Annotated in this window: 23 protein-coding genes; 4 read left to right on the top strand and 19 right to left on the bottom strand. The window is 38.4% G+C overall.

Annotated elements, in window-relative coordinates; all coding sequences use genetic code 11:
• Nucleotides 1–61: 61 nt before the first annotated feature.
• The 3 genes from IV87_RS04120 to IV87_RS04110 form a co-directional block, all read right to left on the bottom strand.
• Nucleotides 62–1180: a PIN/TRAM domain-containing protein gene (locus tag IV87_RS04120; RefSeq protein ID WP_057805738.1), complete on the bottom strand. Its 1119-nt coding sequence runs from the start codon at nt 1178–1180 to the stop codon at nt 62–64.
• 31 nt (nt 1181–1211) lie between these two features.
• The gene (gene radA / locus IV87_RS04115) at nt 1212–2582 is read right to left on the bottom strand and encodes a DNA repair protein RadA (RefSeq protein ID WP_057805736.1); all 1371 of its coding nucleotides are present in this window, start codon (nt 2580–2582) and stop codon (nt 1212–1214) included.
• A gap of 82 nt (nt 2583–2664) precedes the next feature.
• Complete coding sequence (locus tag IV87_RS04110) at nt 2665–3201, bottom strand: dCTP deaminase/dUTPase family protein (RefSeq protein WP_057805734.1); 537 nt, start codon at nt 3199–3201, stop codon at nt 2665–2667.
• A gap of 199 nt (nt 3202–3400) precedes the next feature.
• Here IV87_RS04110 and IV87_RS04105 point away from each other — a divergent pair, with 199 nt between their 5' ends.
• Genes IV87_RS04105 through IV87_RS04095 form a run of 3 tightly spaced genes read left to right on the top strand, consistent with a single transcriptional unit; the run spans nt 3401 to nt 5832 of the window.
• The gene (locus IV87_RS04105) at nt 3401–3727 is read left to right on the top strand and encodes a GNAT family N-acetyltransferase (RefSeq protein WP_057805732.1); all 327 of its coding nucleotides are present in this window, start codon (nt 3401–3403) and stop codon (nt 3725–3727) included.
• Entirely contained in the window at nt 3714–4400 is a 687-nt protein-coding gene (rpiA, locus tag IV87_RS04100) for a ribose-5-phosphate isomerase RpiA (protein ID WP_057805730.1), read from the top strand. Before IV87_RS04105 ends, rpiA begins: the two co-directional genes overlap by 14 nt.
• Nucleotides 4401–4452: 52 nt before the next feature.
• The gene (locus IV87_RS04095) at nt 4453–5832 is read left to right on the top strand and encodes a C1 family peptidase (RefSeq protein WP_057805728.1); all 1380 of its coding nucleotides are present in this window, start codon (nt 4453–4455) and stop codon (nt 5830–5832) included.
• Nucleotides 5833–6795: 963 nt separating this feature from the next.
• On the opposite strand, the gene IV87_RS04090 is transcribed toward IV87_RS04095, so the two are convergent.
• From IV87_RS04090 to IV87_RS04075, 4 genes are all read right to left on the bottom strand, one after another.
• Nucleotides 6796–7482 carry a Fic family protein gene (locus IV87_RS04090; protein WP_057805726.1) on the bottom strand — a complete coding sequence of 229 codons (687 nt, stop codon included), beginning with the start codon at nt 7480–7482 and terminating at the stop codon, nt 6796–6798.
• Nucleotides 7483–7695: 213 nt separating this feature from the next.
• A complete protein-coding gene (locus IV87_RS04085; RefSeq protein WP_057805724.1) occupies nt 7696–8367 on the bottom strand; it encodes a 2,3-bisphosphoglycerate-dependent phosphoglycerate mutase in 672 nt (223 codons plus the stop codon).
• A gap of 2 nt (nt 8368–8369) precedes the next feature.
• Nucleotides 8370–9413: a DMT family transporter gene (locus tag IV87_RS04080; protein WP_057805722.1), complete on the bottom strand. Its 1044-nt coding sequence runs from the start codon at nt 9411–9413 to the stop codon at nt 8370–8372.
• Between the two features lie 63 nt (nt 9414–9476).
• Nucleotides 9477–10430, bottom strand: coding sequence for an AEC family transporter (locus IV87_RS04075; RefSeq protein ID WP_057805720.1), 954 nt, complete (start codon nt 10428–10430; stop codon nt 9477–9479).
• Between the two features lie 157 nt (nt 10431–10587).
• On the opposite strand from IV87_RS04075, the gene IV87_RS04070 reads away from it, so the two are divergent.
• Nucleotides 10588–11706 carry an LCP family glycopolymer transferase gene (locus IV87_RS04070; protein ID WP_074693871.1) on the top strand — a complete coding sequence of 373 codons (1119 nt, stop codon included), beginning with the start codon at nt 10588–10590 and terminating at the stop codon, nt 11704–11706.
• 85 nt (nt 11707–11791) lie between these two features.
• Here IV87_RS04070 and accA read toward each other — a convergent pair whose 3' ends face one another.
• The 12 genes from accA to IV87_RS04010 form a co-directional block, all read right to left on the bottom strand.
• Entirely contained in the window at nt 11792–12580 is a 789-nt protein-coding gene (gene accA / locus IV87_RS04065; protein WP_057805719.1) for a carboxyltransferase subunit alpha, read from the bottom strand.
• A 4-nt stretch (nt 12581–12584) separates the two neighbouring features.
• On the bottom strand, nt 12585–13373 hold the full coding sequence (locus IV87_RS04060) for an acetyl-CoA carboxylase carboxyltransferase subunit beta (RefSeq protein WP_057805717.1): 789 nt from the start codon (nt 13371–13373) through the stop codon (nt 12585–12587).
• The gene (locus IV87_RS04055) at nt 13357–14700 is read right to left on the bottom strand and encodes an acetyl-CoA carboxylase biotin carboxylase subunit (RefSeq protein ID WP_057805715.1); all 1344 of its coding nucleotides are present in this window, start codon (nt 14698–14700) and stop codon (nt 13357–13359) included. The genes IV87_RS04060 and IV87_RS04055 overlap by 17 nt, the downstream gene beginning before the upstream one ends.
• 1 nt (nt 14701) lies before the next feature.
• Nucleotides 14702–15094, bottom strand: coding sequence for an acetyl-CoA carboxylase biotin carboxyl carrier protein (locus IV87_RS04050; protein WP_057805714.1), 393 nt, complete (start codon nt 15092–15094; stop codon nt 14702–14704).
• 16 nt (nt 15095–15110) lie between these two features.
• Nucleotides 15111–16085 (bottom strand): beta-ketoacyl-ACP synthase III, encoded by a 975-nt coding sequence (locus IV87_RS04045; protein WP_057805713.1) that lies wholly within the window; start codon nt 16083–16085, stop codon nt 15111–15113.
• A gap of 331 nt (nt 16086–16416) precedes the next feature.
• Nucleotides 16417–16917 carry a PTS sugar transporter subunit IIB gene (locus tag IV87_RS04040; RefSeq protein ID WP_057805711.1) on the bottom strand — a complete coding sequence of 167 codons (501 nt, stop codon included), beginning with the start codon at nt 16915–16917 and terminating at the stop codon, nt 16417–16419.
• Nucleotides 16918–16919: 2 nt separating this feature from the next.
• Nucleotides 16920–17333 carry a PTS sugar transporter subunit IIA gene (locus tag IV87_RS04035; RefSeq protein WP_057805710.1) on the bottom strand — a complete coding sequence of 138 codons (414 nt, stop codon included), beginning with the start codon at nt 17331–17333 and terminating at the stop codon, nt 16920–16922.
• 28 nt (nt 17334–17361) lie between these two features.
• Complete coding sequence (locus IV87_RS04030; RefSeq protein WP_057805709.1) at nt 17362–17733, bottom strand: DUF956 family protein; 372 nt, start codon at nt 17731–17733, stop codon at nt 17362–17364.
• 29 nt (nt 17734–17762) lie between these two features.
• Nucleotides 17763–18161: a DUF956 family protein gene (locus IV87_RS04025; RefSeq protein WP_057805708.1), complete on the bottom strand. Its 399-nt coding sequence runs from the start codon at nt 18159–18161 to the stop codon at nt 17763–17765.
• A gap of 457 nt (nt 18162–18618) precedes the next feature.
• Nucleotides 18619–19533 (bottom strand): PTS system mannose/fructose/sorbose family transporter subunit IID, encoded by a 915-nt coding sequence (locus IV87_RS04020; protein WP_057805706.1) that lies wholly within the window; start codon nt 19531–19533, stop codon nt 18619–18621.
• Nucleotides 19534–19550: 17 nt separating this feature from the next.
• Nucleotides 19551–20366 carry a PTS mannose/fructose/sorbose transporter subunit IIC gene (locus IV87_RS04015; protein WP_057805705.1) on the bottom strand — a complete coding sequence of 272 codons (816 nt, stop codon included), beginning with the start codon at nt 20364–20366 and terminating at the stop codon, nt 19551–19553.
• A gap of 32 nt (nt 20367–20398) precedes the next feature.
• Nucleotides 20399–21370, bottom strand: coding sequence for a PTS sugar transporter subunit IIB (locus IV87_RS04010; protein ID WP_057805703.1), 972 nt, complete (start codon nt 21368–21370; stop codon nt 20399–20401).
• Between the last annotated feature and the right edge of the window lie 77 nt (nt 21371–21447).

The following is a 21447-nucleotide window of genomic DNA, read 5'->3' as shown; positions in this document are numbered from 1 at the left end:
TTTCACATTTTATTGCTTAATCAATTGTACAATTGCCGTTCAAATAAATAAAGTCACAATCCTAGCTATTTTCAGAGTTTCGATCACTAATACCTCGCGTTGAATGCAATGGTTTCGCAAAAATCATACGGCCCGCATCAGTTTGCAACGCGCTTGTGACAACAACGTCTAGTTCTTGATTAATGAAATACTTGCCTTCTTCAACCACAACCATGGTGCCATCATCCAAATAAGCAACACCTTGTTGCCGTTCAGTTCCGTTTTTGACAACCATGACATGTAAATTCTCGCCAGGAATGACCCGGGGCTTCAAAGCATTAGCTAACGCATTGATATTTAGAACCTGCACATTTTGGAATTGACTTACTTTGTTGAGATTAAAATCGTTAGTAACGATCACGGCATCTTTATCTTTAGCTAATCGAATAAGTTTACTATCTACCTCATCAATCTCTTCATAGTCGCCTTCATACATTTCGACCGGAATAATATGCTCATTTTGTAACTTGTTTAAAATATCCAGCCCACGTCGTCCTCGAACACGTTTGATACTATCCGAAGAATCTGCAATGTACTGTAATTCATACAACACAAAATTTGGCACTAATAAAGTTCCCTCAATAAAACCCGTTTTGATCAAATCATAGATTCGGCCATCAATCAAAATATTGGTATCCAAAATTTTATAGTGATGGAAATTATCCGTATATTTGCGATCCAATACATTTTTTGCACTTTCAGGTTCTTTACGACGTGCGAATAATTTACGCCATTCATCCGCCTGTGTCGTTCCAATTCGAAAACCAAGATACCCCAAAGTTAACATTAAAATAATTGGGACAACCGTATTCAAAAAGAAAATCTGTTGGCGATAAAACAAGGTCGAAATCAAAATTGCTAATACCAATCCAACTACGGTTGACAAGCTACCGTACAGTAAACGAACCGGTGGTATTTTTGAAATTTGCTTTTCCAACCGATTTACGAGGCGTTCAACATAGCCAGCTAAGAACATTGAAATAATAAAGAAAATAATTGCACCAACCAAGAAATTTGTAACTGAATTACTTAGCCACCAGTGATCACCCAACGACAATAAAATCCACAGCGGTGGTAACAAAATAACGCCCAACGCACCACCTGCCAAGGCAAAGACAGATTTAATAATATTTTTTTTCATCAAACATCCCTCCTTTCAAAATTAAAACCAATTATTTAAAAATCTTATGCAGCGCTTCACTTAAAGTAGCCACTCCTACAACCTGAATACCAGTCGGTGGTGTCCACCCCTGCAAATTGTTCTTTGGTACATAGATCCGTTTGAAACCTAGTTTTTGAGCTTCTGCCACACGTTGCTCAATTCGATTTACCCGGCGAATTTCACCAGTCAATCCAATTTCGCCCACAAACGAGTCCATCGGATCCGTCCCCTTGTTCCGATAACTTGAAGCAATACTAATCGCAATGGCTAAATCAATCGCTGGCTCGTCTAATTTTACCCCACCAGCCGCCTTTAAATAGGCATCCTGATTTTGTAAAAGAAAATTAGCTCTTTTTTCAAGCACGGCCATGATCAACGAAACACGATTATGATCCAAACCGCTAGCCGTTCGTTTAGCATTCCCAAAGGTTGTCGGCGTAATTAGCGCCTGGACTTCTACCAAAATAGGACGCGTACCTTCCATTGACACCACAATTGCGGAACCAGTTGCGTCTTTCAAACGTTCCTCTAAAAAGATCTCAGAAGGATTGGCTACCTCGGTTAATCCTGTCTCGCGCATTTCAAAGATGCCTAACTCGTTTGTTGAACCAAATCGATTTTTAACCGCTCGTAGAATTCGGTACGTGTGATGCAAATCACCTTCAAAATACAAAACAGTATCCACCATATGCTCCAAAATTTTGGGACCAGCAATGGCACCGCCTTTGGTCACGTGACCCACGATAAAAATCGTAATATTGTTTGTTTTGGCAATTTGCATCAATTCAGCTGTAATTTCACGTACCTGAGCCACACTACCAACTGTGGATTGAATGTCTGGTTCCTGCATTGTTTGAATAGAATCAATGACCACATAAGTTGGTTTAAGTTCTTTGATTGCAGCTTGAATGCTATTCATATCTGTTTCTGGAAACAAATAAAAATTTTCACTTGCGACATGCAAGCGATCGGCCCGCATTTTGATTTGGGCCGCACTTTCTTCTCCTGAAACATATAACACGCGATGCTTTTTTTCGCTTAATTGACCAGAAATTTGTAGCAGTAGCGTTGATTTTCCAATTCCCGGATCCCCGCCAATCAGAACCAGTGAACCGGAAACAATTCCACCACCCAAAACACGATTAAACTCTTCTAATCCAGTTTTGACACGCGGAGTCTCTGTCATATCAACTTGGCTAATCAACTGTGGCTTGGCGTGCTGCCCTTCAAAGCTAATCCGTGCCTTATGATTCACTTTTTCACTTTCAACACGTTCTTCAACTAATGTGTTCCATTGACCACAGCTTGGACAACGGCCCAAAAAACGGGGTGAAACGTACCCGCAATTCTGACAGACAAACTGTGTTTTTGCTTTTGCCATTGTGATATCGGCTCCCTTCAATTTTAGCATATTCTTAAGGAAACAATTGATCTGAAAATATCTTTATAAATCCTTAAACTTACTACTTACCAGATGAACCAAAACCACCCACTCGCTTAGTTGCATGCTCATCTTTACCATCGGCCTGCAAATAAGGCATAAAGATTCCCTGCCCGATTCGTTCGCCCTTTTTAATCGTAATATCTCGAAGACCCATATTGATCAATTGAAAATAGATCTCACCCTCATTACTATCGTTGTTATAATAATCTGCATCAATAATGCCAACACCATTAGGTAAGATTAAATTACGTTTCAACGGATTGCTTGATCGATTGGCAGCCAGTAAAAATTCATCATCTTGCATATAAGCTTTAATTCCGGTTGGAACCAAAAAAGGTTTTAAATCCTTACTACCATTTAGTAAATCCGTTTCACTAACAGCTTGCTTATGGCGTAGTGCCCAGAGAACTTTCAAAAAATTGCCCTTCCAAATGGAAGGTAAAACAAAATCCGTAGCCGCTTCAAAATCATACCCAGCCGCATGGTTGGTCGAACGATATGGAAGATTCAGATTTTTATCTTGATATTTGGAAACAATTTCAAAACCACGTTTCATATTAAAAATTCCCTTCTTGTTTATCTAATGTGTAAATTCGCATTAAAAAGTTTAATCTTTGTACATTATCCGTTTGAAATCAAGTTTTGTAAACTAATTCATTCAGTAAAAGGAAGAAATTTAAGTTTTCTAATTGACTTTGCAAAATACGAAAGCGACAATTAATGTAAATTAACAATTTTTAGAGGGATGTGTTGGGATGGAATTCACTAATGACGGCAAAAAAATCAGTTTTACTTATCACGAAAAAATTGGTGGTTGTGTCACTTACTTTTTCATTAAGAAACAAGAAACTATAGTTATTGAACAGGTCTTTGTAAATCCAGAATTACGTGGTCAAGGTTTAGCACAACAACTCATGCTGAAGATCTTGAGCTTTGCTAAAGAACAGCATAAAAAAATCTATCCATTATGTCCTTATGCGCGAACTTATTTAAAAAAGCATACCGAGTATCAGGCGCTGATTGATGATCACACTACTCTAGAAACCAAAAATGAAATGGAGAAAAATAATGGATCAAAATGAACTTAAGAAATTAGTCGGTCAAGAAGCTGTCAAATTTATTCAAGATAACACAGTCGTTGGTCTTGGCACAGGTTCCACCGTTAAATTTATGGTCGATGCCCTTGGTGAACGCGTTAAAAGGGAAAATCTTCACATTATCGGTGTCCCAACTTCGAATCGGACTGCTAAACAAGCTGAATCATTAGGTATTCAGGTCAAGTCGGTCGATGAAGTGGACCATATTGATCTTACTATTGATGGTGCCGATGAAATTAGCGCAGATTATCAAGGCATTAAGGGTGGCGGTGCTGCCCATCTGTTCGAAAAAATTGTGGCAACCAATTCTACCAAAGTCATGTGGATTGTGGATGAATCCAAAATGGTTCAAGAACTTGGTAAATTCCCCTTACCTTTGGAAGTAATTCCCTATGGTAGTCAACAAGTCTACAAAAAACTAGCAGCCAAAGGACTTCATCCGCAATTCAGACTGGATGAAAGTGGCGACCATGTTTTAACCGATTCAAAAAATTATGTCATTGATCTTCATTTAGGAAAAATTGAACATCCTCACGAATTGGCCGATTATTTAATCAAACAGGTTGGCATTGTTGAACAGGGTCTATTTTTAGATATGGTCAATACCATCATTGTGGGTCGCCAAAATGGTCCTGAAGTTATCCAAGCCCGTCCCTAAACAGTTTTTAATCAAGATTTAAGCATTTACTAATTATTCTTTTTCGACTACAATGTTTATATATCATAGGTTAGGAGTGAATAAATTGAGTAATAACAGTATTTCTAAAGATCAAGTTGCTCGTTATGCAAAACACTATAATGAACAAAACAAGTCTAAAGTCCTCGAACGTGCGGTTACTAAAAATGGTATTTTAGCAGCTAGCGAAGGCCTTCGTGGCGGCGCAGACTTCAGCCCAGTTTTTTCAATCGATTTAGAGACAGGTGCTGTTGCTAATCAGAAACAAAGTGGTCGTTGTTGGATGTTTGCCGCATTAAACACGATGCGTCATCATCTATCTGCAGAGTTTAAGCTCAAGGATTTTGAGCTTTCTCAAAACTACACTTTTTTCTGGGATAAGTTTGAAAAATCAAACTGGTTCTACGAAAATATCATTGCTACTGCTGACAAGCCAACTTCAGATCGTAAAGTTGCCTGGCTTTTAAATGAGCCTCAAGGTGATGGTGGTCAGTGGGACATGTTATGTGCCATCATTGACAAATATGGAATCGTTCCAGAATCTGTTTATCCTGAAACTTACAACAGTAACAAGTCTAACGAATTCAACACCCTCTTAAACGAAAAACTTCGTAAGGATGCTGTTGAATTACGTGAACTTGTTAATGCCGGTTCTTCAGACGAACAAGTTCAATCACGCAAAGAAAAAATGTTGGAAGAAGTTTACCGAATGGCTTCATATAGCTTTGGTGAACCACCTACAACTTTTGACTGGGAATACCGTGATGACGACAAGAACTTCCATCGTGAAGCTGGTTTAACGCCTAAGTCATTCTTTGAAAAGTTTGTTGGTTGGGATCTTACTAACTACGTTTCAATCATCAATGCTCCTACTGATGACAAACCATTTAACCATACCTACTCAATTGAAATGTTGGGTAACGTTGTTGGTGGTCGTCAGGTTAAGCATTTAAACTTAAACATGCATGATTTCAAGCAAGCAGCTATTAACCAACTTAAGGCTGGTCATAGTGTTTGGTTTGGTTGTGATGTCGGTCAGCATTCAGAACCAAGAAAACGTGGATTATTGGATCTTGGCGTTTATGATGAGGAAGCTCTTTTTGATATTGATTTATCAATGTCTAAGGCAGAACGTTTGGATTATAGTGAGAGTTTGATGACTCATGCGATGGTCATTACTGGTGTTGATTTAGTTGACGGCGAACCAAAGAAATGGAAAGTCGAAAACAGCTGGGGTGACAAGGTCGGAACTAAGGGTTACATGGTCATGACGGATGAATGGATGAGCGAATATTGCTACCAAGTCGTTGTAGACAAACAATTCTTAACGGAAGATCAACGAAAGGCACAAGCTGAGGAACCAACTCAATTGTTGCCATGGGATCCAATGGGTGCGTTGGCATACAAGGATTAGTGAACGTAACAAAGCGTTAAGACTAAATAAATAGGTAAGGCGGATGACGGGATATTTCCCGGCTGAAGCCTTGCCTATTTATTTGGGCTTGCTTTGTGAAGTTGTCCTAAAAAAGTGAACGTAACAAAGTGCTAAGACTAAATAAATAGGTAAGGCGGATGACGGGACATTTCCCGGCTGGAGCCTTGCCTATTTATTTGGGCTTGCTTTGTGAAGTTATCCTAAAAAAGTGAGCGGAACAAGGCGCTAAAGCCAAGAAAAATAAGCAGGATGGAGATGGGATCGCAATCCCGCTGGAATCCTGTTTATTTTTCTTGGCTTGCCTTGTGCAACTGTCCTAAAAAAGTGAACGTAGCAAAGCGCTAAGACTAAATAAATAGGTAAGGCGGATGACGGGAGGATTCCCGGCTGGAGCCTTGCCTATTTATTTGGGCTTGCTTTGTGGAGTTGTCCTAAAAAAAGTGAGCGGAACAAGGCGTTAAAGTCAAGAAAAATAAGCAGGATGGAGGTGGGATCGCAATCCCGCTGGAATCCTGTTTATTTTTTTTGGCTTGCCTTGTGCAACTGTCCTAAAAAAGTGAACGTAGCAAAGCGCTAAGACTAAATAAATAGGTAAGGCGGATGACGGGAGGATTCCCGGCTGGAGCCTTGCCTATTTATTTGGGCTTGCTTTGTGGAGTTGTCCTAAAAAAAGTGAGCGGAACAAGGCGTTAAAGTCAAGAAAAATAAGCAGGATGGAGGTGGGATCGCAATCCCGCTGGAATCCTGTTTATTTTTTTTGGCTTGCCTTGTGCAACTGTCCTAAAAAAGTGAACGTAACAAAGCGCTAAGACTAAGTAAATAGGTAAGGCGGATGACGGGAGGATTCCCGGCTGGAGCCTTGCCTATTTATTTAGTCTGCTTTGCGGAGTTGTCCTAAAAAAGTTAGTAGCAATCAAATCAGTTCAAATTTCTCCATTAGTTTTAATTTACACGAAAAAGCTGAACACCCTGAATGCCATTATCATAAGTCCATTTTTCAATCACGTTCATGTCGTTAGTACGATAAAAATCGCCAATTAATTCGTTCCATTTATGCCAATGATTTAAGGGGACATTGATTAAACCAGCACCATTATCAATCATCAGCTTGTTTGCAACTAACGTAGCCGTCCTTATATTTCCATCCCCAAAAATTTGACCGCGCATATAATGATACATTAGTGTCATTGCTTTATCTGTCGTGCTTTTTAAGGGACTTGATAACAAATTCTTTAAAAATTTTTGTTCTTTTTCTGTATCAACAGGCTCTGGTACAAAATCTTCACTCGTACCAATTTGCACTTTGCTACTACCCTTTTGTAATTCACCAGGAACTAACGCATCCTGAGCTGCAACAATAGCATTAACCTTTTTCACATAGTCTAATGTCAATGTCTCTTCATTGGGGGTTGTTATCAACTCCCACCCGCGTTTCAAATTTATAATGGTATTTATATCTTCTACAGAAACACCATCAACACCCATTCCATCCATAATAGTTTGCGTTTGTGGTAAGGTCGTGTTTATTCCCTCAAAACGTGCATTTGTGTGCACTAGCCTAGTAAAATTCATTTTGGCAAACCTAACATTTTGATCACGGGTCAAATTATATTTATCCTTGTACTGCATATGATGGCTACACTCCAATCAGTAAATAATTTAAATTTCAATTAAAGATTATTTTTAAAAAAATTTTATAATTAGGGTTACTATATCGGTAGTATAGCCCTAATCGATTCTCAAAGACAACTCATTCCTGACCATACAACAAGCTTCATTGTTAACAAAAAAGAAGGCCAACTACAGCCTTCTCCTCAAAATTCGTTTTTAGCTGGTTCATTTTTAGTCCAGCACTTCTTTGCTCACAATATTCAAATTTTCGTCAAATTGATAAACTATTGGTTCACCATTGGCGACTTCAACGCCATCAATGCCTTCATCGCTAATTTGTTCTAAGTACTTAATGAGGGCACGTAAAGTACTACCATGGGCCACAACCAACTGGTTTTTGCCCGCTAAAAGTTTGGGAGCAATTTGGTCCGTCCAATAAGGCAACAGTCGGTTATAAGCCATCTCAAGGCTCTCGCCACGAGGTTCAACGTCACCCAACTGCATATAACGCCGATCTGACTCAGTTGCCTTCAATAGTGGTGGGACAGCTTTAAAACTACGGCGCCACAAGGCCACTTGATGAACACCATATGTTTTACGTGTTTCATCCTTATTTTGCCCACGAAGTGCACCATAATGGCGCTCATTTAACCGCCAAGCTTTATGAATTGGTAACCAATTTTGGTGAATTTCGTCCATGACGATATCCGCCGTCGTGATTGCCCGCTTTAACAAAGATGTATGCACATCTTCAAACTGAATTCCTGTTTGATAAATAAGCTTTCCAGCTTGATGAGCCTCTTGTCTGCCCTGCTGTGTTAATGGAACATCGCTCCACCCCGTATAAACATTATCACGGTTAGCGATGCTTTGACCATGCCTCAATAAGACTAAGTACGTCATTTTTAATCCTCATCTTCAACATTTGAATTAAAGTCTTCTACTTCTCCAATTAAGTCGTCTGAATCAGTCTTTTTCGTTTTATCAGGATAAACTGGTTGTCCCATTTCGGATCGAATTGATTTCGAACGATTTCCAATAAAGGTAATAACTGAACCTAACAAAATAATCACGATACCAATAATAGTTGGCAAGGTAATCTGTTCACTTAAAATTAGCGCCGCTAGTACTGGTGCTAATGCTGGTTTGATAAAGAACACCAAAGAGGCTGTAGAAACGTCTGAAGTTTCCATTGCCAAGAAGTAAAACGCAAATCCTCCACCAGTGACACAAACACCAATAAAGAACAACAATGGTAAATATTGCCAACTAATATTTTGAATAACTGGAATGTTGACAAATTGTTTTAAGTAGCTCACTTGCGTCATTGAACGACCGATAACTGGTACATGTGTTAAAGCAACAATTGCCAGCAGTTCAACGGTTCCGGTCAAAAAAGTAAAACAAGTCATCACAATACCGTTTAAATCTCGTTTTTGTGAACCGTACCGTGAAATAATACTATATAAGCCAAAAGTTAAGGCTGAAGTCACAGCCAATGTTAATCCCACAACATTAGTTAAATGGGCTGGATTGACGATTACTAGTAAACCAATCACAGAAACAACTACTGAAATTAAATTAGCACGTCCTAAACGTTCATGCAAGATTAAATATGAAAAAATTAAGGCAAACACAGGATTACAACTAAACAATACTGCAACTGTAGCTGCTGGTGAATATACAATCGCTAGTTGATACAACGTCATACTAATGATGACACAGATAAATCCTGTAATGCCAAATAATCTCAAATCTTTCCAATTAAGTTTACGTTGCTGTTTTTTCAAAGAGTTTAAGGCAATTGGTAACAATACTAATCCACCCACGGCAAACCGAATCAAATTCAGTTGAATCGGGTCAAACGCGCCGCCTGCCATTTTAAGGGCAATTTCCATCAAACTAAACATTAAAGTTGAAAAACTAATGTAACTGACTGTTTTTCTCAATTTCTTTATTATCTCCCAAATATTTTTAAACTGACGTTCTTTTTCCTACAATATTGCTAAAACTTAAGTAATTAATCCTGATTTAACAAATAACATTAATAATGGAATAACTGCCAAACTTAGCAAGGTGGTTTCGGTCACCATAATTGCTGCATACTTTTCGTCTGCATGATACAATTTGGCCACTACTGGGGCATTGGTCATTACTGGCATTGCCGATTGCAAAATAAAAACTTGTTTCATTAATACAGGAACCGGCATTGGTAATACCAGTAGTGTCATGAGAACTGGGGCAAAAATAAATCTCCCTGATAAAACACCCAAACTATCCCGATCAATGGTTACGTTTTGAATACCGGCGCGCTGAATCGCAATTCCAATGAAAAACATGGAAAGTGGAATTGTTAAACCACCAATATACTGACAATCAGTCAATACAAATTGTGGAAGTTGAATATGGAAAATAACCAATAAAACACCCACAATAAACCCAAGTAATGGTGGTGAAAAGATTTTACCCAAAGTGGTCTTCAAATTGAATTTTTCTGAAGTTGTCCCGTCTCTTTGAATTAACCAAACCCCTAACGTCCAAAAAATGGTGGTGTTTGCCATGTAATAAACTAGTACATATGGCAAACTTCGATTACCAAACAAGGCCATATTGACCGGTAGACCAATAAAAACAGTGTTAGAATTTAGAAACATTGATTCAAATAATCCCCGGTGTTGTTCCTTAATTTGCATCACTCGATATAAAACTGCCGCTAACGCAAATAAAATTAACATGGATAAAACAGGAAATCTTAAATCTGGTAGTGTACTTAGCAGCTTTTTTGCAGTAAAATCATGAGTAATCGTGCTAATCATATAGGCAGGTAAAGCAATTTGAGTCACTAATTTGGCAATTAGTCGTGAAGAACTCTCGTCAAACCACTTTCGCCAAGACAGAATATATCCAATGGCAATCATCACAATAATGATAATAACGCCTTGAATACTATGTATAAAAATTGTGATTTTATCCCTTCCCTAGATGGTGTATGATAAATGCAACAATGATTAGTATAGCATATTTTCATAGACCATTTTCATAAAAAGGCCGTTGAAATATGATGTAAGCGCGGGGAAAACGTTTTAATTTTAAAATTTAATAATTGAAAAGAGGTTCACCTTAGTGAGTGAGAAACACATGAAAAGTGCCAAAAAATCCCACAAAAAGATCTGGTGGAGTATTGGCATAGTTGCCCTAATTTTGTTGATTGCTGGTGGTGTCAAAGCCTATACAATGTACACTAGTGCTCAAAAAGTTGCCAATCAAGCCTACCAAAAAACAAAAACACCAACTGCCCGAAACGTTTCAAAAGTGATTAAAAATAAAGATCCGCTCAATGTTTTAATTCTTGGAACCGACACGGGTGCCCTTGGTCGTAAAACTAAAGGGCTGAGTGATACGATGATCGTGGCATCGTTAAACGCTCAAAAAGAAACGACGTATATGACCAGCATTCCTCGTGATACTGCCGTTACAATTAACAACACAACTCAAAAGATCAATGCTGCATATACAATTGGTGGCGCATCACAGTCCATTAAAACTGTTCAAAATCTTCTTGATGTTCCAATTGATTTTTATATTGTGATGAATATGGGTGGTCTTAAGGAACTTGTCAATTCTGTCGGTGGCGTTGATGTTACCCCAACACTAACCTTTAAATACGGATCAGCAAACGTTAAAAAAGGTGTCAAAACCCACTTAACTGGCAAAGAAGCTCTTTCTTATTCCCGGATGCGCTATGATGATCCTGATGGCGATTACGGTCGTCAAAAACGCCAACGTCAGGTTATTTTGGCTGTTGTTCGTAAAGCCTTAACAATTTCTTCAGTTACTCGTTTCCAAAGTATTTTGAATTCTGTTCAAAAGAACATGAAAACTAACTTAACTTTCAATGATATGCTTGCCTTACGTTTTAGTTATAAAAATGCTTCTCACCACATAAAATCTAATACTTTGGAAGGTGAAAGCGAAACGATTGATGGTTTATCTTACCAAGTTGCCTCTATGACTGAACGACGCAAGATTTCAAATAAAATTCGTAAGGAATTAGGCTTAGCCAATACAACAAAACTAACTGATAGTAGTTCAAGTTCGGATACAACGACTAGCTCAACTACCACTCAGAGTTCTTCAAGTACAACTGCTAGCTCTACTTCTTCAAGCTATAGCAATGCATCTAGCTCAACCAATACAGTCAATCAAAACAGTAACACTGGTTCGCCAACAACCGGACCATAACTTACACAAAAAGAGATTTCCAAATGAAAGCATGCAACAGGACACACCTGCTGAATCGTAATCTTTTATCAAAGAAATCTCTTTTTTATTGTTCATTTTTATTAAATTCAATTAATTTTTCAAACTTGGTTAACCGTTGTTTTTTTAATTGCGCCGCATCCAAATCTCTCAACTGATCTAATGCTTTGCTAAGAGCAACATCAATTCGTTCAATTAAGTTATTAGCTGGGGTTTCCAAAATAATGTTATCTACTAAGCCGATCTTTTCTAACTGTTGTGCCGTCATTGGCATAAATTCACTTGCATCCTGCGTTTGATTTCGATTTTTTAAAATGGCTTGAACTGCTTCTGGCGATGCCACTGAAAACAACGCGTTCTCTAACATTAAGATTTGATTGACATTGCTAAACGCTAACGCACCACCACTGTGACCTTCACCCAAAAATAATGCCACATTAGGTACCGTCAATTGACCCATTTTTAAAATGAGATCTGCAATTGCTTCACTTTGTCCATGTTCTTCTGAAAAAACGCTCGCGTCTGCACCAGGCATGTTAAGTAAAGAAATGACTGGCCGATTGAACTTTTCTGCAGCTTCTACAACTCGCAAAGCTTTACGATACCCCGTCACACGAACAGCACCACCATTCACTTCACGACGCTGTTGAATATTCGTACCTCGATTAATACCCAGAACCGTGACTGGCCGAGCATGAAATAAACCAATGCCTGCACTCACCGCCGGATCATCACCCAATTGACGATCACCATGAACCTCAAAAAAATTAGTCACTAATTGACTAATTACCTGTTGTGTCGTTAACCGTTTGGGGGAACGAATTAATTTAATTTTTTCTTCTAACGTTTTAGCCATCTTTTTAGCCTCCACTATGTAGACGTAAAAGGGTCGTTAATTTAGTTCGCATCTGTTCTCTTTTGACCACTTCGTCAATCAATCCATGGGTAAGCAAATCCTCTGCCGTTTGAAACTTATCAGGCAATTCTTCATGCGTGGTTTGCTCAATCACCCGTTTCCCCGCAAAACCAATTTGTGCGTGATCCTCTGCTAACACGTAATCAGATTTAAATCCAAAACTGGCAGAAACACCACCCATAGTTGGATCTGTCAAAACATTAATCACTAACTGTCTGTCGTTTTCAAATTCCGTCCATTGATTTAAAATTGTATTCATTTGTAATAGAGAAAAGATCCCTTCTTGCATCCGTGCCCCACCAGAAGCAATGAAAAGAATTAGCGGTAGTTTTTGAGTTTTAGCAATTTGCATAATCTGTCTAATTGCTGTGCCCACCGTTGTATTCAAAGTTCCCATCATAAAATGACTATCCATTATGCCTAATGCAACCGGGAACGTGTTGATTTTGGCCGTTCCAATTTGAATAGCTTCTCCATGATGCGTCTTATTTTGTGCTTCATGCAGTTTTGCAGAGTAATTGGGAAAATCCAAAAAATTAGTGGTTTGTGCATTTAATCTAATTTCATGCCAACTATCAGCGTCTACCGTAACTTTCAAACGTTGTTCATTTGATAAGCGCTGCAAATTTTGACAAAAAGGACACCGAAAATACGGTGCCCACTGCAAGTCATGAACATGTTTTCCACAGTGCTGACAAATTTGCCAGCTATTTTTTTCAGGCAAATGACTCATGAGTTGATTCCTCCATCATTTTTCCGACCGAATGAATATAATAATGATCCTTAATAAATTGTTCACTACTGATAATTTGTTTTAATTGTTTCAAATTTGTGCCAATTCCACTAACCTTTATTTGAGCTAGCGCATCCTGCATTTTTTTAACGGTCATCGTTCGATCAGTTCCATGCACAATAATTTTTGCCAATAGGCGATCATAAAATGGAGTTAACACATCACCACTTTGCAGACCTGTATCGACACGAATTCCAGTTGGCATTGTAAATTCAGTTAATTTTCCCGTTTCAAACAAATGTGCTGTCATGTCATTTTCAGCGTTCAACCGACATTCAATTGCATGCCCCTGAAAATTCAAATTTGGTAACTCAAATGACTCATGTGCTGCTACCTTGATTTGCGCCTGAACAATATCAACCCCACTAGTTTCTTCAGTAATACCATGTTCCACTTGCAGACGCGTATTCATTTCCAGAAAGTAAAACTGATGCTGCACAAACAAGAACTCAACCGTTCCTAAACTTTGATAATTTGCTCCATCCAATAACTGATGCACCAATTTATAAAGGTGTTGACGTTCCGCTTGTGTCAGAATGCTGGCATTACTTTCTTCAATAACTTTTTGACGATGTTTTTGTAAACTACAATCACGATCACCTAAAATAAGTAATTTTTCTGGCATCCCCAACACCTGAACTTCAATATGACGAGCCGCCTCAAAATCACGTTCTAAATAAATCGAGCCATCCAAAAAAGATGATCCTGCCTCTTCTTTTACCGTTTCATATTTTACAAACAGGTCTTTAGCAGAACTAGCCATCCGAATACCTTTACCACCGCCACCGTGACTGGCTTTTAGCAACACTGGATAACCAAGCTTATTTGCCTGATCATATAATTGCGGTTCACTCGTAATCATCCCCGTACCAGGTATAATTGGCAAGCCCAGTTTTTTGGCAATTTTTCGAGAATTCGTTTTATCAGAAAAGTCATGAATCAAACTTGCTTGAGGACCAATCCAAGTCATGCCGCATTCCTCACACATTTGCGCAAATAATTCATCTTCAGATAAAAAACCATAGCCTGGATGAATGGCATCTGCATTTGTATTGATGCCTGCCATTAAAATGGCCTCTCGATTCAAATAAGAATTCTTTGCGCTGGCTGGACCAATACAAACTGCTTCATCAGCAAGTTGCACAAAAAGAGCCTGCCGATCTGCTGTTGAATAAACAGCCACAGTAGCAATTTTCAACTGCTGACAAGCCCTAATGATTCGAATCGCAATTTCACCACGGTTGGCAATTAGAATTTTCTTGAACATTTTACTTATCCTTTTTAATCGATAATAACGGTTGATCAAATTCGACGGATTCGCCATCTTTGACCTTTATCTGATTGATGACACCACCATACAACGTTGTCACATCATTAAACAACTTCATACTTTCAATTTGTGCCACCACATCGCCTGCGTGTACTCTTTGTCCTTTTTTTAGACTGGCTTCTAAATGAGCTACACCAACCATCGGACTTTTGACCATAAATACGTCAGCTTCAGTTTGTTTTTGATCGGAATCAAAGGTAATTTCGTGTTGTGAAGTATTATTTGCCCTTTTTTTAACATGAATTCTAGCCTGGTCGAATTCTAAATCAACCTCATCAAAATCAAGTTGCTCTAATTTATCTAACAATTTATTGACGTCTTCTAAATTCAATTTTGACAACTCCTCCTTAGAAATTAATCAGCATACTACCATAGTCCAATCCAGCACCAAATCCCGTTAATAGAACCTTTTGGGGTCGATGCGTATCACGTTGTAGTTGATCTAATGCCATGGGAATGCCCGCAGATGATGTGTTGCCAAAGGTAGTAACATTCGTTGGAAATTTAGTCATTGGGACTGCCAATGCGGCACTGATTTTCTCAATAATTCGTAAGTTTGCTTGATGACAAATAATTGCATCAAGTGAATTTACATTTACATGATTTCTATTTAAAATTTGACGCATTTGAACGGGCACCGTCTCAGTGGCAAACGCAAATACGGCACGACCATCTTGATAAAACGCATCGAGTTTTGGATAATTAGTGCCTGCAATTTTTGTAATCGGTGCGATTCTACCACTATGAATAGTTTGATGTTGACTACCTACACTCTGTAACTTTTCATCAATAAAAAACTCTTCGTTAGTATTTTCAGTTGTTTCTAAAAGCGCACCACCAGCTCCGTCGCCAAAGAAGACGGCAGAAGTTCGATCTGTAAAATCCATCATTTTGGAATTCGTTTCACCGCTAATTACTAAAGCATTATGATAGCGACCCGAACGTAAAAATTTTTCAGCTGTGCTTAGACCAAATATAAAACCTGCACAAGCTGCTGAGATATCCATTGCAAATGCATTGGTTGCTCCTAATTTATCTTGCACAATACATGCAGTCGCCGGAGTTAAACTGTCTGGGGTAATTGTCGAAACTAAAATTAGATCAATTTCTTCAGGTTTTAAACCACTTTTTTCTAGAAGTTGTTCACCAACCCTAGTGCATAAATCAGACGTATTTTCATTATTCATAGCAAAATGGCGAGTCTTAATTCCTGTATGAGATTGAATCCAGTCATCGCTGGTATCCATAATTTTACTTAATTCAAAATTATCGACAATTCTTTTAGGAACGTAATGTCCCGTTGCCGCGATTTTAATATTCACCGTTTTGGCACATCCTCACTTAAATCTATTTTCTCTATTTTACCAATCTTTTTCTTGCTTGGGTAATTTGGAGTTACTCTAATTAAAATCTTTATAATAAATTAGCTTTTAGGAGAGTGGGAAAAAGGTGGTTTGACTTCGCGCATACTACGAATCGCTAAGACGATAAACCTAGGCAATCGAATGGTCCGTTCTTTGAGTCGTTTGGTTTTCGTACCTAAACGAAAAAATTAGCCTTTTTGCTCTGATTTCAGCTATTAAAGTTCGGAAACAGAAAAAGACTGGGAGTTTTCCCCAGCCTTGTTACTTTTAAAAAGATTACTTACTTTGGTTAGAGCTTATTTTTCTCCAACATTGTCATAATATCCTTCTTACCATCATTGGGAATTTTCTGTGCAAATATCTGTAAGCCAGAGTCATGTAATGCCCGAATTGCTTTAATTTCATCAGTACCAACCGCAATCGAATCGTTTAACATGGTCATTCCTTCAGAAAACGCCAAACTACCAATATCAATTCCTAAATCTTGAAAATTCATCCCACCACGCACTAGTCGCAACATATCCTGTACGTTTTCGGTTAACAAAAGCACTTTAAAGGAGTCAAAGCGCGGATCTCTATATATTCGTAGCATCTTATCAATGGTAATGACATTAGTATTAACACCCATTGGAGCAGCCTGAACGATTAACATTTTTCGTAATTCATCATTAGCAACATTATCTGAAACCACTAATATCCGATTTGGTTTGACACTTTTTGCCCAACCGGTTGCTATTTGACCATGAAGTAAGCGACTATCCACTCTAGCTAAACAAATCTTCATTGTCAAAACTAGTCGTCTCCTTTGACTTCATCTGGTACCTGTAAATGACGAACCGCAGACTTTGCACTTTGTTCTAACCGAAACACGGCATCCGTCAAAGGTTGATCACGTACCACATACGCCTCACCCAACATAGCTAAATTTAATCCTGCAACCAGTGCCATTTGTTCAGAATGTTTAACAACAATTTGAGCTGCCACATTAAATGGTGTTCCACCAAATAAATCAACTAAAAAGATGACTTGGTCATTTTCGTCAAATTTTTTCAATGCAGTTTGATAATCAGCCAACAAGTCCTTAGGATCTTCTTCAGGTTTCAGTGTTACTGAAACCACTTTTTCTTGTTTACCAAAAAGTTCCCAGGATGCTTCCAAGATACTTTCCGAAAATTCACCATGACTCGCCACAATGTACGCAATCATTTTGCTGCTCCTCCTCAAAACCAATTTCTTATTTTTTAGTCAAATCTTCAAAACTATGACGGAGACGATCAAACATATCCTTCTCATAAACTAAATTCTTAGCACCAACGTGTGGACGTATCTCTTCAAATATTCTTTTAGAATCTCTTGCAGTAAATACATAGCCAATATGACGTTTCGTGTAAACTGTAAAATGAGTAATATGCCCTTTTCGAATTCCTCGTGTGGCTCCAACATGGTCAATTTCATTCCAAGGTAAAGTGACAAAATAACGATTTTTTTGATTATTAATAAACTCGAATCCCTTATCACCAATTACAATTTTGCCCTTTTGAGACGCACCTGCGTCTAGTGTTGCTTTAACTTTTAAATCAATTTTCGTATTTATAGACTCTGTCATTAATTTATAATTCCTCTAAATTGTTTGAATTAACTATGTCGTCCAACCTTTGCTTTAAGTTTTTTGAAAATATTTCGTGAGCCTCGTCTGAGAACTTGGAAAAAGGTTAAAGAACGAACCATATTTTTAGGATCTACGTAAACCCGAATGGCTCGTAAAGTTTTTTTGGCATCTCTTGCCGCAAAAGTGTAGTGTCCGTTTGACTTCGTAAAAATCGCAAAGCGAGGAATCCACTTGCCCTTAAACATAACTGAAGCTGCCACATAACTAACTTCACTCCATGGAATTTGAACATAATCCTTCACATTGTGATCACTATAAAATTCAAATCCCTTATCACCAATCATAATCTGACCATAACGTCCCAGACCAATGTATGATGTTCCCTTTATTACTAAGTCTACTTTTGTATTGATAGATTCAACCATTTATTTGACTCCATTCTCTCAATAATTACTGCTATTATACGGCGATTTTATCATTTGAGCAAAATTAGTCACCGCTTTTTATTTTCTACTATTAACTAAAGGTTGAAAATATCAAAAATCACTTCAATAACTGACGTTAAACAGCTTAGTTTACAAACAGAGTTCTAACTACCGTCCTACGGCTCACCCGGTCTGGAACGGGGTGGGCACCTGAGACCAATCGCCTCCGGACTAAGAATGTTTGATACTTCGTACGATATCGATTCTTGTGACAAAAATCAGCCGCAAGAACTCGCACTACGTTCCAGCCCAAATTTGCTGGAAGACGGCAATTTAATCTGATTTTGTTACCATGAACGCTTTTATATCAGTTAACGAGATGTGTTTTTGTAGTTTCAACCTTTAGCTATTAATAAAAAAAGCCCGGGAACTAAATCCCAGACTAATTCCATTTTTATTACATGATGTTCAAAACATGTAAAATGATACCTGCGGCGAACAAACCGAAGATAATGATAATTGGTGAAACGCCTTTTTTGAGTAACCACATACAAAGGAAGGTAACCAACAAACCAGCTAATCCTGGAATTAATTCATCCAAGTTATCTTGAAGTGTTGTCACTTTGAATTGATCCAAAGTACGACCAGCAGCCTGTTGAGTCAAAGCTTCTTTGATTCCAGCAGCGCCCTTTGGAAGTTTATCCCAATCAATGAAAGCACCTGCAGATTGTTTAACTCGTGAAACAACTGGTGTAAATTTAACAACAACCCAACGGTTAATTAAGGATCCTAAGATAAACATACCTAGAATTGTAGCACCTTTAGTAACCTTTTGAAGTAAGCCACCAGATAAATCTTTTGAAATTGCGGCACCGGCTTTGTAGCCGAATTCTTGTGTATACCAAGTAAATGCCATTCGAATAATATTCCAAGCAATAAAGAAGATGATTGGACCCATGATGCTTCCACTCATAGCCAATGAAGCACCTAAAGCACCAAGAATAGGACGAACAGTAAACCAGAACACTGGATCACCAACACCAGCCAAAGGACCCATCATACCAACTTTAACACCTTGGATAGCAATATCATCAACAGGAGCCCCATTAGCACGGTCTTCTTCAAGTGCCATTGTAACACCAAGAATTGGAGAAGCTAAGTAAGGATGGGTATTAAAGAATACCATGTGTCGTTTTAAAGCTGCAGCACGATCTTCTTTTGTTTTGTACAATCTTTTAATAGCTGGAATTAATGAATAAGCCCAACCACCATTTTGCATACGTTCATAGTTCCAAGAACCTTGAAGGAAGGTTGAACGCCACCAAACGGAAACACGATCTCTTTTTGTTAACTTAATTTTTACATCTGCCATTTTTTGCACTCCCTTCCTTAATAGTTATCTATGACATCGCCAAGCGGATCACCAGAGTTGCTGCCACCGCCATCATTACTTGAACCACTACCACTATTACTTGATAAGGTTAAGTAAATCAAAGCAAGTGAAACTCCGATTGCACCTAAGGCAATCAATGTCAAATCAGTAATTGTTGCCATTACAAAGCCAAGTGCAAAGAATGGCCATACTTCAGCGCTTGCCATCATATTAATAACCATTGCATATCCAACAGCAACAACCATACCACCACCAATGGAAAGACCATCAGTTAACCAGGAAGGCATTGCATCCAATAATGATTTAACGGGACCAGCACCAACTGCTAAGATCAATGCAGCAGGAATAGCAATTCGAATACCTTGTAAACAAATGTCAATCCACTGCCAGAAATCCAACTGGGCAAAACTACCTGCCGCAGCGGCCCTATCCATAATATGCACAATCATAGTTGAAATGGTACGTACAAGAATTGTAAGTAACAAACCAGCAACAGCCAAAGGAACGGCAATCGCAATAGCTGAAGAAACTCCAGCTTTACCTTGACCACCTAAAACTAGAATAATTGCAGATGCAACACCGGCTAAGGCAGCATCAGGTGCAACAGCAGCACCAACGTTAGCCCAACCTAAAGCGATCATTTGTAAAGTACCACCTAAAATAATGCAAGGAACTAAGTCTCCCGTAACTAAGCCGATCAACGTACATGAGACAACTGGTTGATGAAATTGGAATTGATCCAAAATACCTTCCATACCAGCTAAAAATGCAACGAGAACGACTAAAATCATCTGAATAGCGTTTAAATTCATAACGATTAATCCTCCGTTTTCTTTAAATTAAATTATTTCTGTTTTTGTAACTCATTCTCAGCTTTTTTGAGAATGTCATCCATATTATCTTTGGCGTCTGTTGGGACTTTACGAACATCAAACGTAACCCCAAGATCTTTTAACTTAGCAAAAGTATCGATATCATCTTGATCAAAAGCCAAAACCTTGTTAGGTTGAACTTTTCCAACTGAATGAGACATAGAACCAATGTTAAGTGTCTTCAGTGGAACGCCACCTTCAATAGCTCTAAGGGCATCTTGTGGTGTTTCAAAAAGTAGTAATGCTCGTTGACCACCGAAGTGCTTGTCATCCTTAGCTAATTTAATCATCTGATCAACTGGCACAACATGAGCTTTCACTCCTGATGGTGCAGCCTGTTTAATCATGGTGGTTCGTAACTCATCTTTAGCAACATTGTCAGAAACTACAATGATTCGAGTTGGGTTAACTGCCTTTGTCCAACCGGTTGCAACCTGACCATGTAACAAACGTGAATCGATTCGTGCCAAAACATACTCAAATTTTCCTGGAGCACCTGCATTTGATGGCTTTGCAGAAGCTTGAGGAGCCTTTTCTTTGGGCTGTAACTCTTCTGGACGAACCTTGATACCTTCAACACCTGTCTCGATGATGTGTGCTGCAATATCACGAGCACTATTCATCGACATTCTTGAAGCATATGCCTCAATTAACATTGGTAAATTCAAACCGGCAACGATTGCCCATTTATCTTTGTGAGCTTCAAACAATCCATTCACTTGATTAAATGGTGTTCCGCCCCAGAGATCAACTAAGAATAATACCTCATCTTGGTTTTCGAAAGATGCAACTGCATCTTCCAACTTTCCTTTAATATCATCGGGTCCTTCGCTGGGTTTCAATGTAACAGCCTTAACATCCTTTTGATCTCCGAAAATCATCGATCCGGACTGTAAGATCCCATTGGCGAATTCACCGTGACTAGCAATGATAATCCCTACCATTTCTATACCTCCTATTATGATTGTTACAGTAAATAAAAATGTAACGAATAATTTCTTAATACCCTGTAACTAGATTT

Origin of the sequence: Pediococcus ethanolidurans, assembly GCF_001437405.1 — a bacterium.
In the GTDB taxonomy this organism is placed as follows: Bacteria; Bacillota; Bacilli; order Lactobacillales; family Lactobacillaceae; genus Pediococcus; species Pediococcus ethanolidurans.
The sequence above is the reverse complement of the archived record's forward strand: the minus strand, read 5'-3'. Positions and strand labels throughout refer to the sequence as shown.

Excerpts from the sequence above, each read along its gene's own strand:
- IV87_RS04030 (WP_057805709.1), bottom strand. The coding sequence starts at position 17,733 with ATGACAGAGTCTATAAATACGAAAATTGATTTAAAAGTTAAAGCAACA.
- IV87_RS04035 (WP_057805710.1), bottom strand. The coding sequence starts at position 17,333 with ATGATTGCGTACATTGTGGCGAGTCATGGTGAATTTTCGGAAAGTATC.
- IV87_RS04060 (WP_057805717.1), bottom strand. The coding sequence starts at position 13,373 with ATGAGTCATTTGCCTGAAAAAAATAGCTGGCAAATTTGTCAGCACTGT.
- IV87_RS04025 (WP_057805708.1), bottom strand. The coding sequence starts at position 18,161 with ATGGTTGAATCTATCAATACAAAAGTAGACTTAGTAATAAAGGGAACA.
- radA (WP_057805736.1), bottom strand. The coding sequence starts at position 2,582 with ATGGCAAAAGCAAAAACACAGTTTGTCTGTCAGAATTGCGGGTACGTT.
- IV87_RS04120 (WP_057805738.1), bottom strand. The coding sequence starts at position 1,180 with ATGAAAAAAAATATTATTAAATCTGTCTTTGCCTTGGCAGGTGGTGCG.
- accA (WP_057805719.1), bottom strand. The coding sequence starts at position 12,580 with ATGGCTAAAACGTTAGAAGAAAAAATTAAATTAATTCGTTCCCCCAAA.
- IV87_RS04010 (WP_057805703.1), bottom strand. The coding sequence starts at position 21,370 with ATGGTAGGGATTATCATTGCTAGTCACGGTGAATTCGCCAATGGGATC.
- IV87_RS04055 (WP_057805715.1), bottom strand. The coding sequence starts at position 14,700 with ATGTTCAAGAAAATTCTAATTGCCAACCGTGGTGAAATTGCGATTCGA.
- rpiA (WP_057805730.1), top strand. The coding sequence starts at position 3,714 with ATGGATCAAAATGAACTTAAGAAATTAGTCGGTCAAGAAGCTGTCAAA.
- IV87_RS04020 (WP_057805706.1), bottom strand. The coding sequence starts at position 19,533 with ATGGCAGATGTAAAAATTAAGTTAACAAAAAGAGATCGTGTTTCCGTT.
- IV87_RS04110 (WP_057805734.1), bottom strand. The coding sequence starts at position 3,201 with ATGAAACGTGGTTTTGAAATTGTTTCCAAATATCAAGATAAAAATCTG.
- IV87_RS04095 (WP_057805728.1), top strand. The coding sequence starts at position 4,453 with ATGTTTATATATCATAGGTTAGGAGTGAATAAATTGAGTAATAACAGT.
- IV87_RS04105 (WP_057805732.1), top strand. The coding sequence starts at position 3,401 with ATGGAATTCACTAATGACGGCAAAAAAATCAGTTTTACTTATCACGAA.
- IV87_RS04015 (WP_057805705.1), bottom strand. The coding sequence starts at position 20,366 with ATGAATTTAAACGCTATTCAGATGATTTTAGTCGTTCTCGTTGCATTT.
- IV87_RS04090 (WP_057805726.1), bottom strand. The coding sequence starts at position 7,482 with ATGCAGTACAAGGATAAATATAATTTGACCCGTGATCAAAATGTTAGG.
- IV87_RS04085 (WP_057805724.1), bottom strand. The coding sequence starts at position 8,367 with ATGACGTACTTAGTCTTATTGAGGCATGGTCAAAGCATCGCTAACCGT.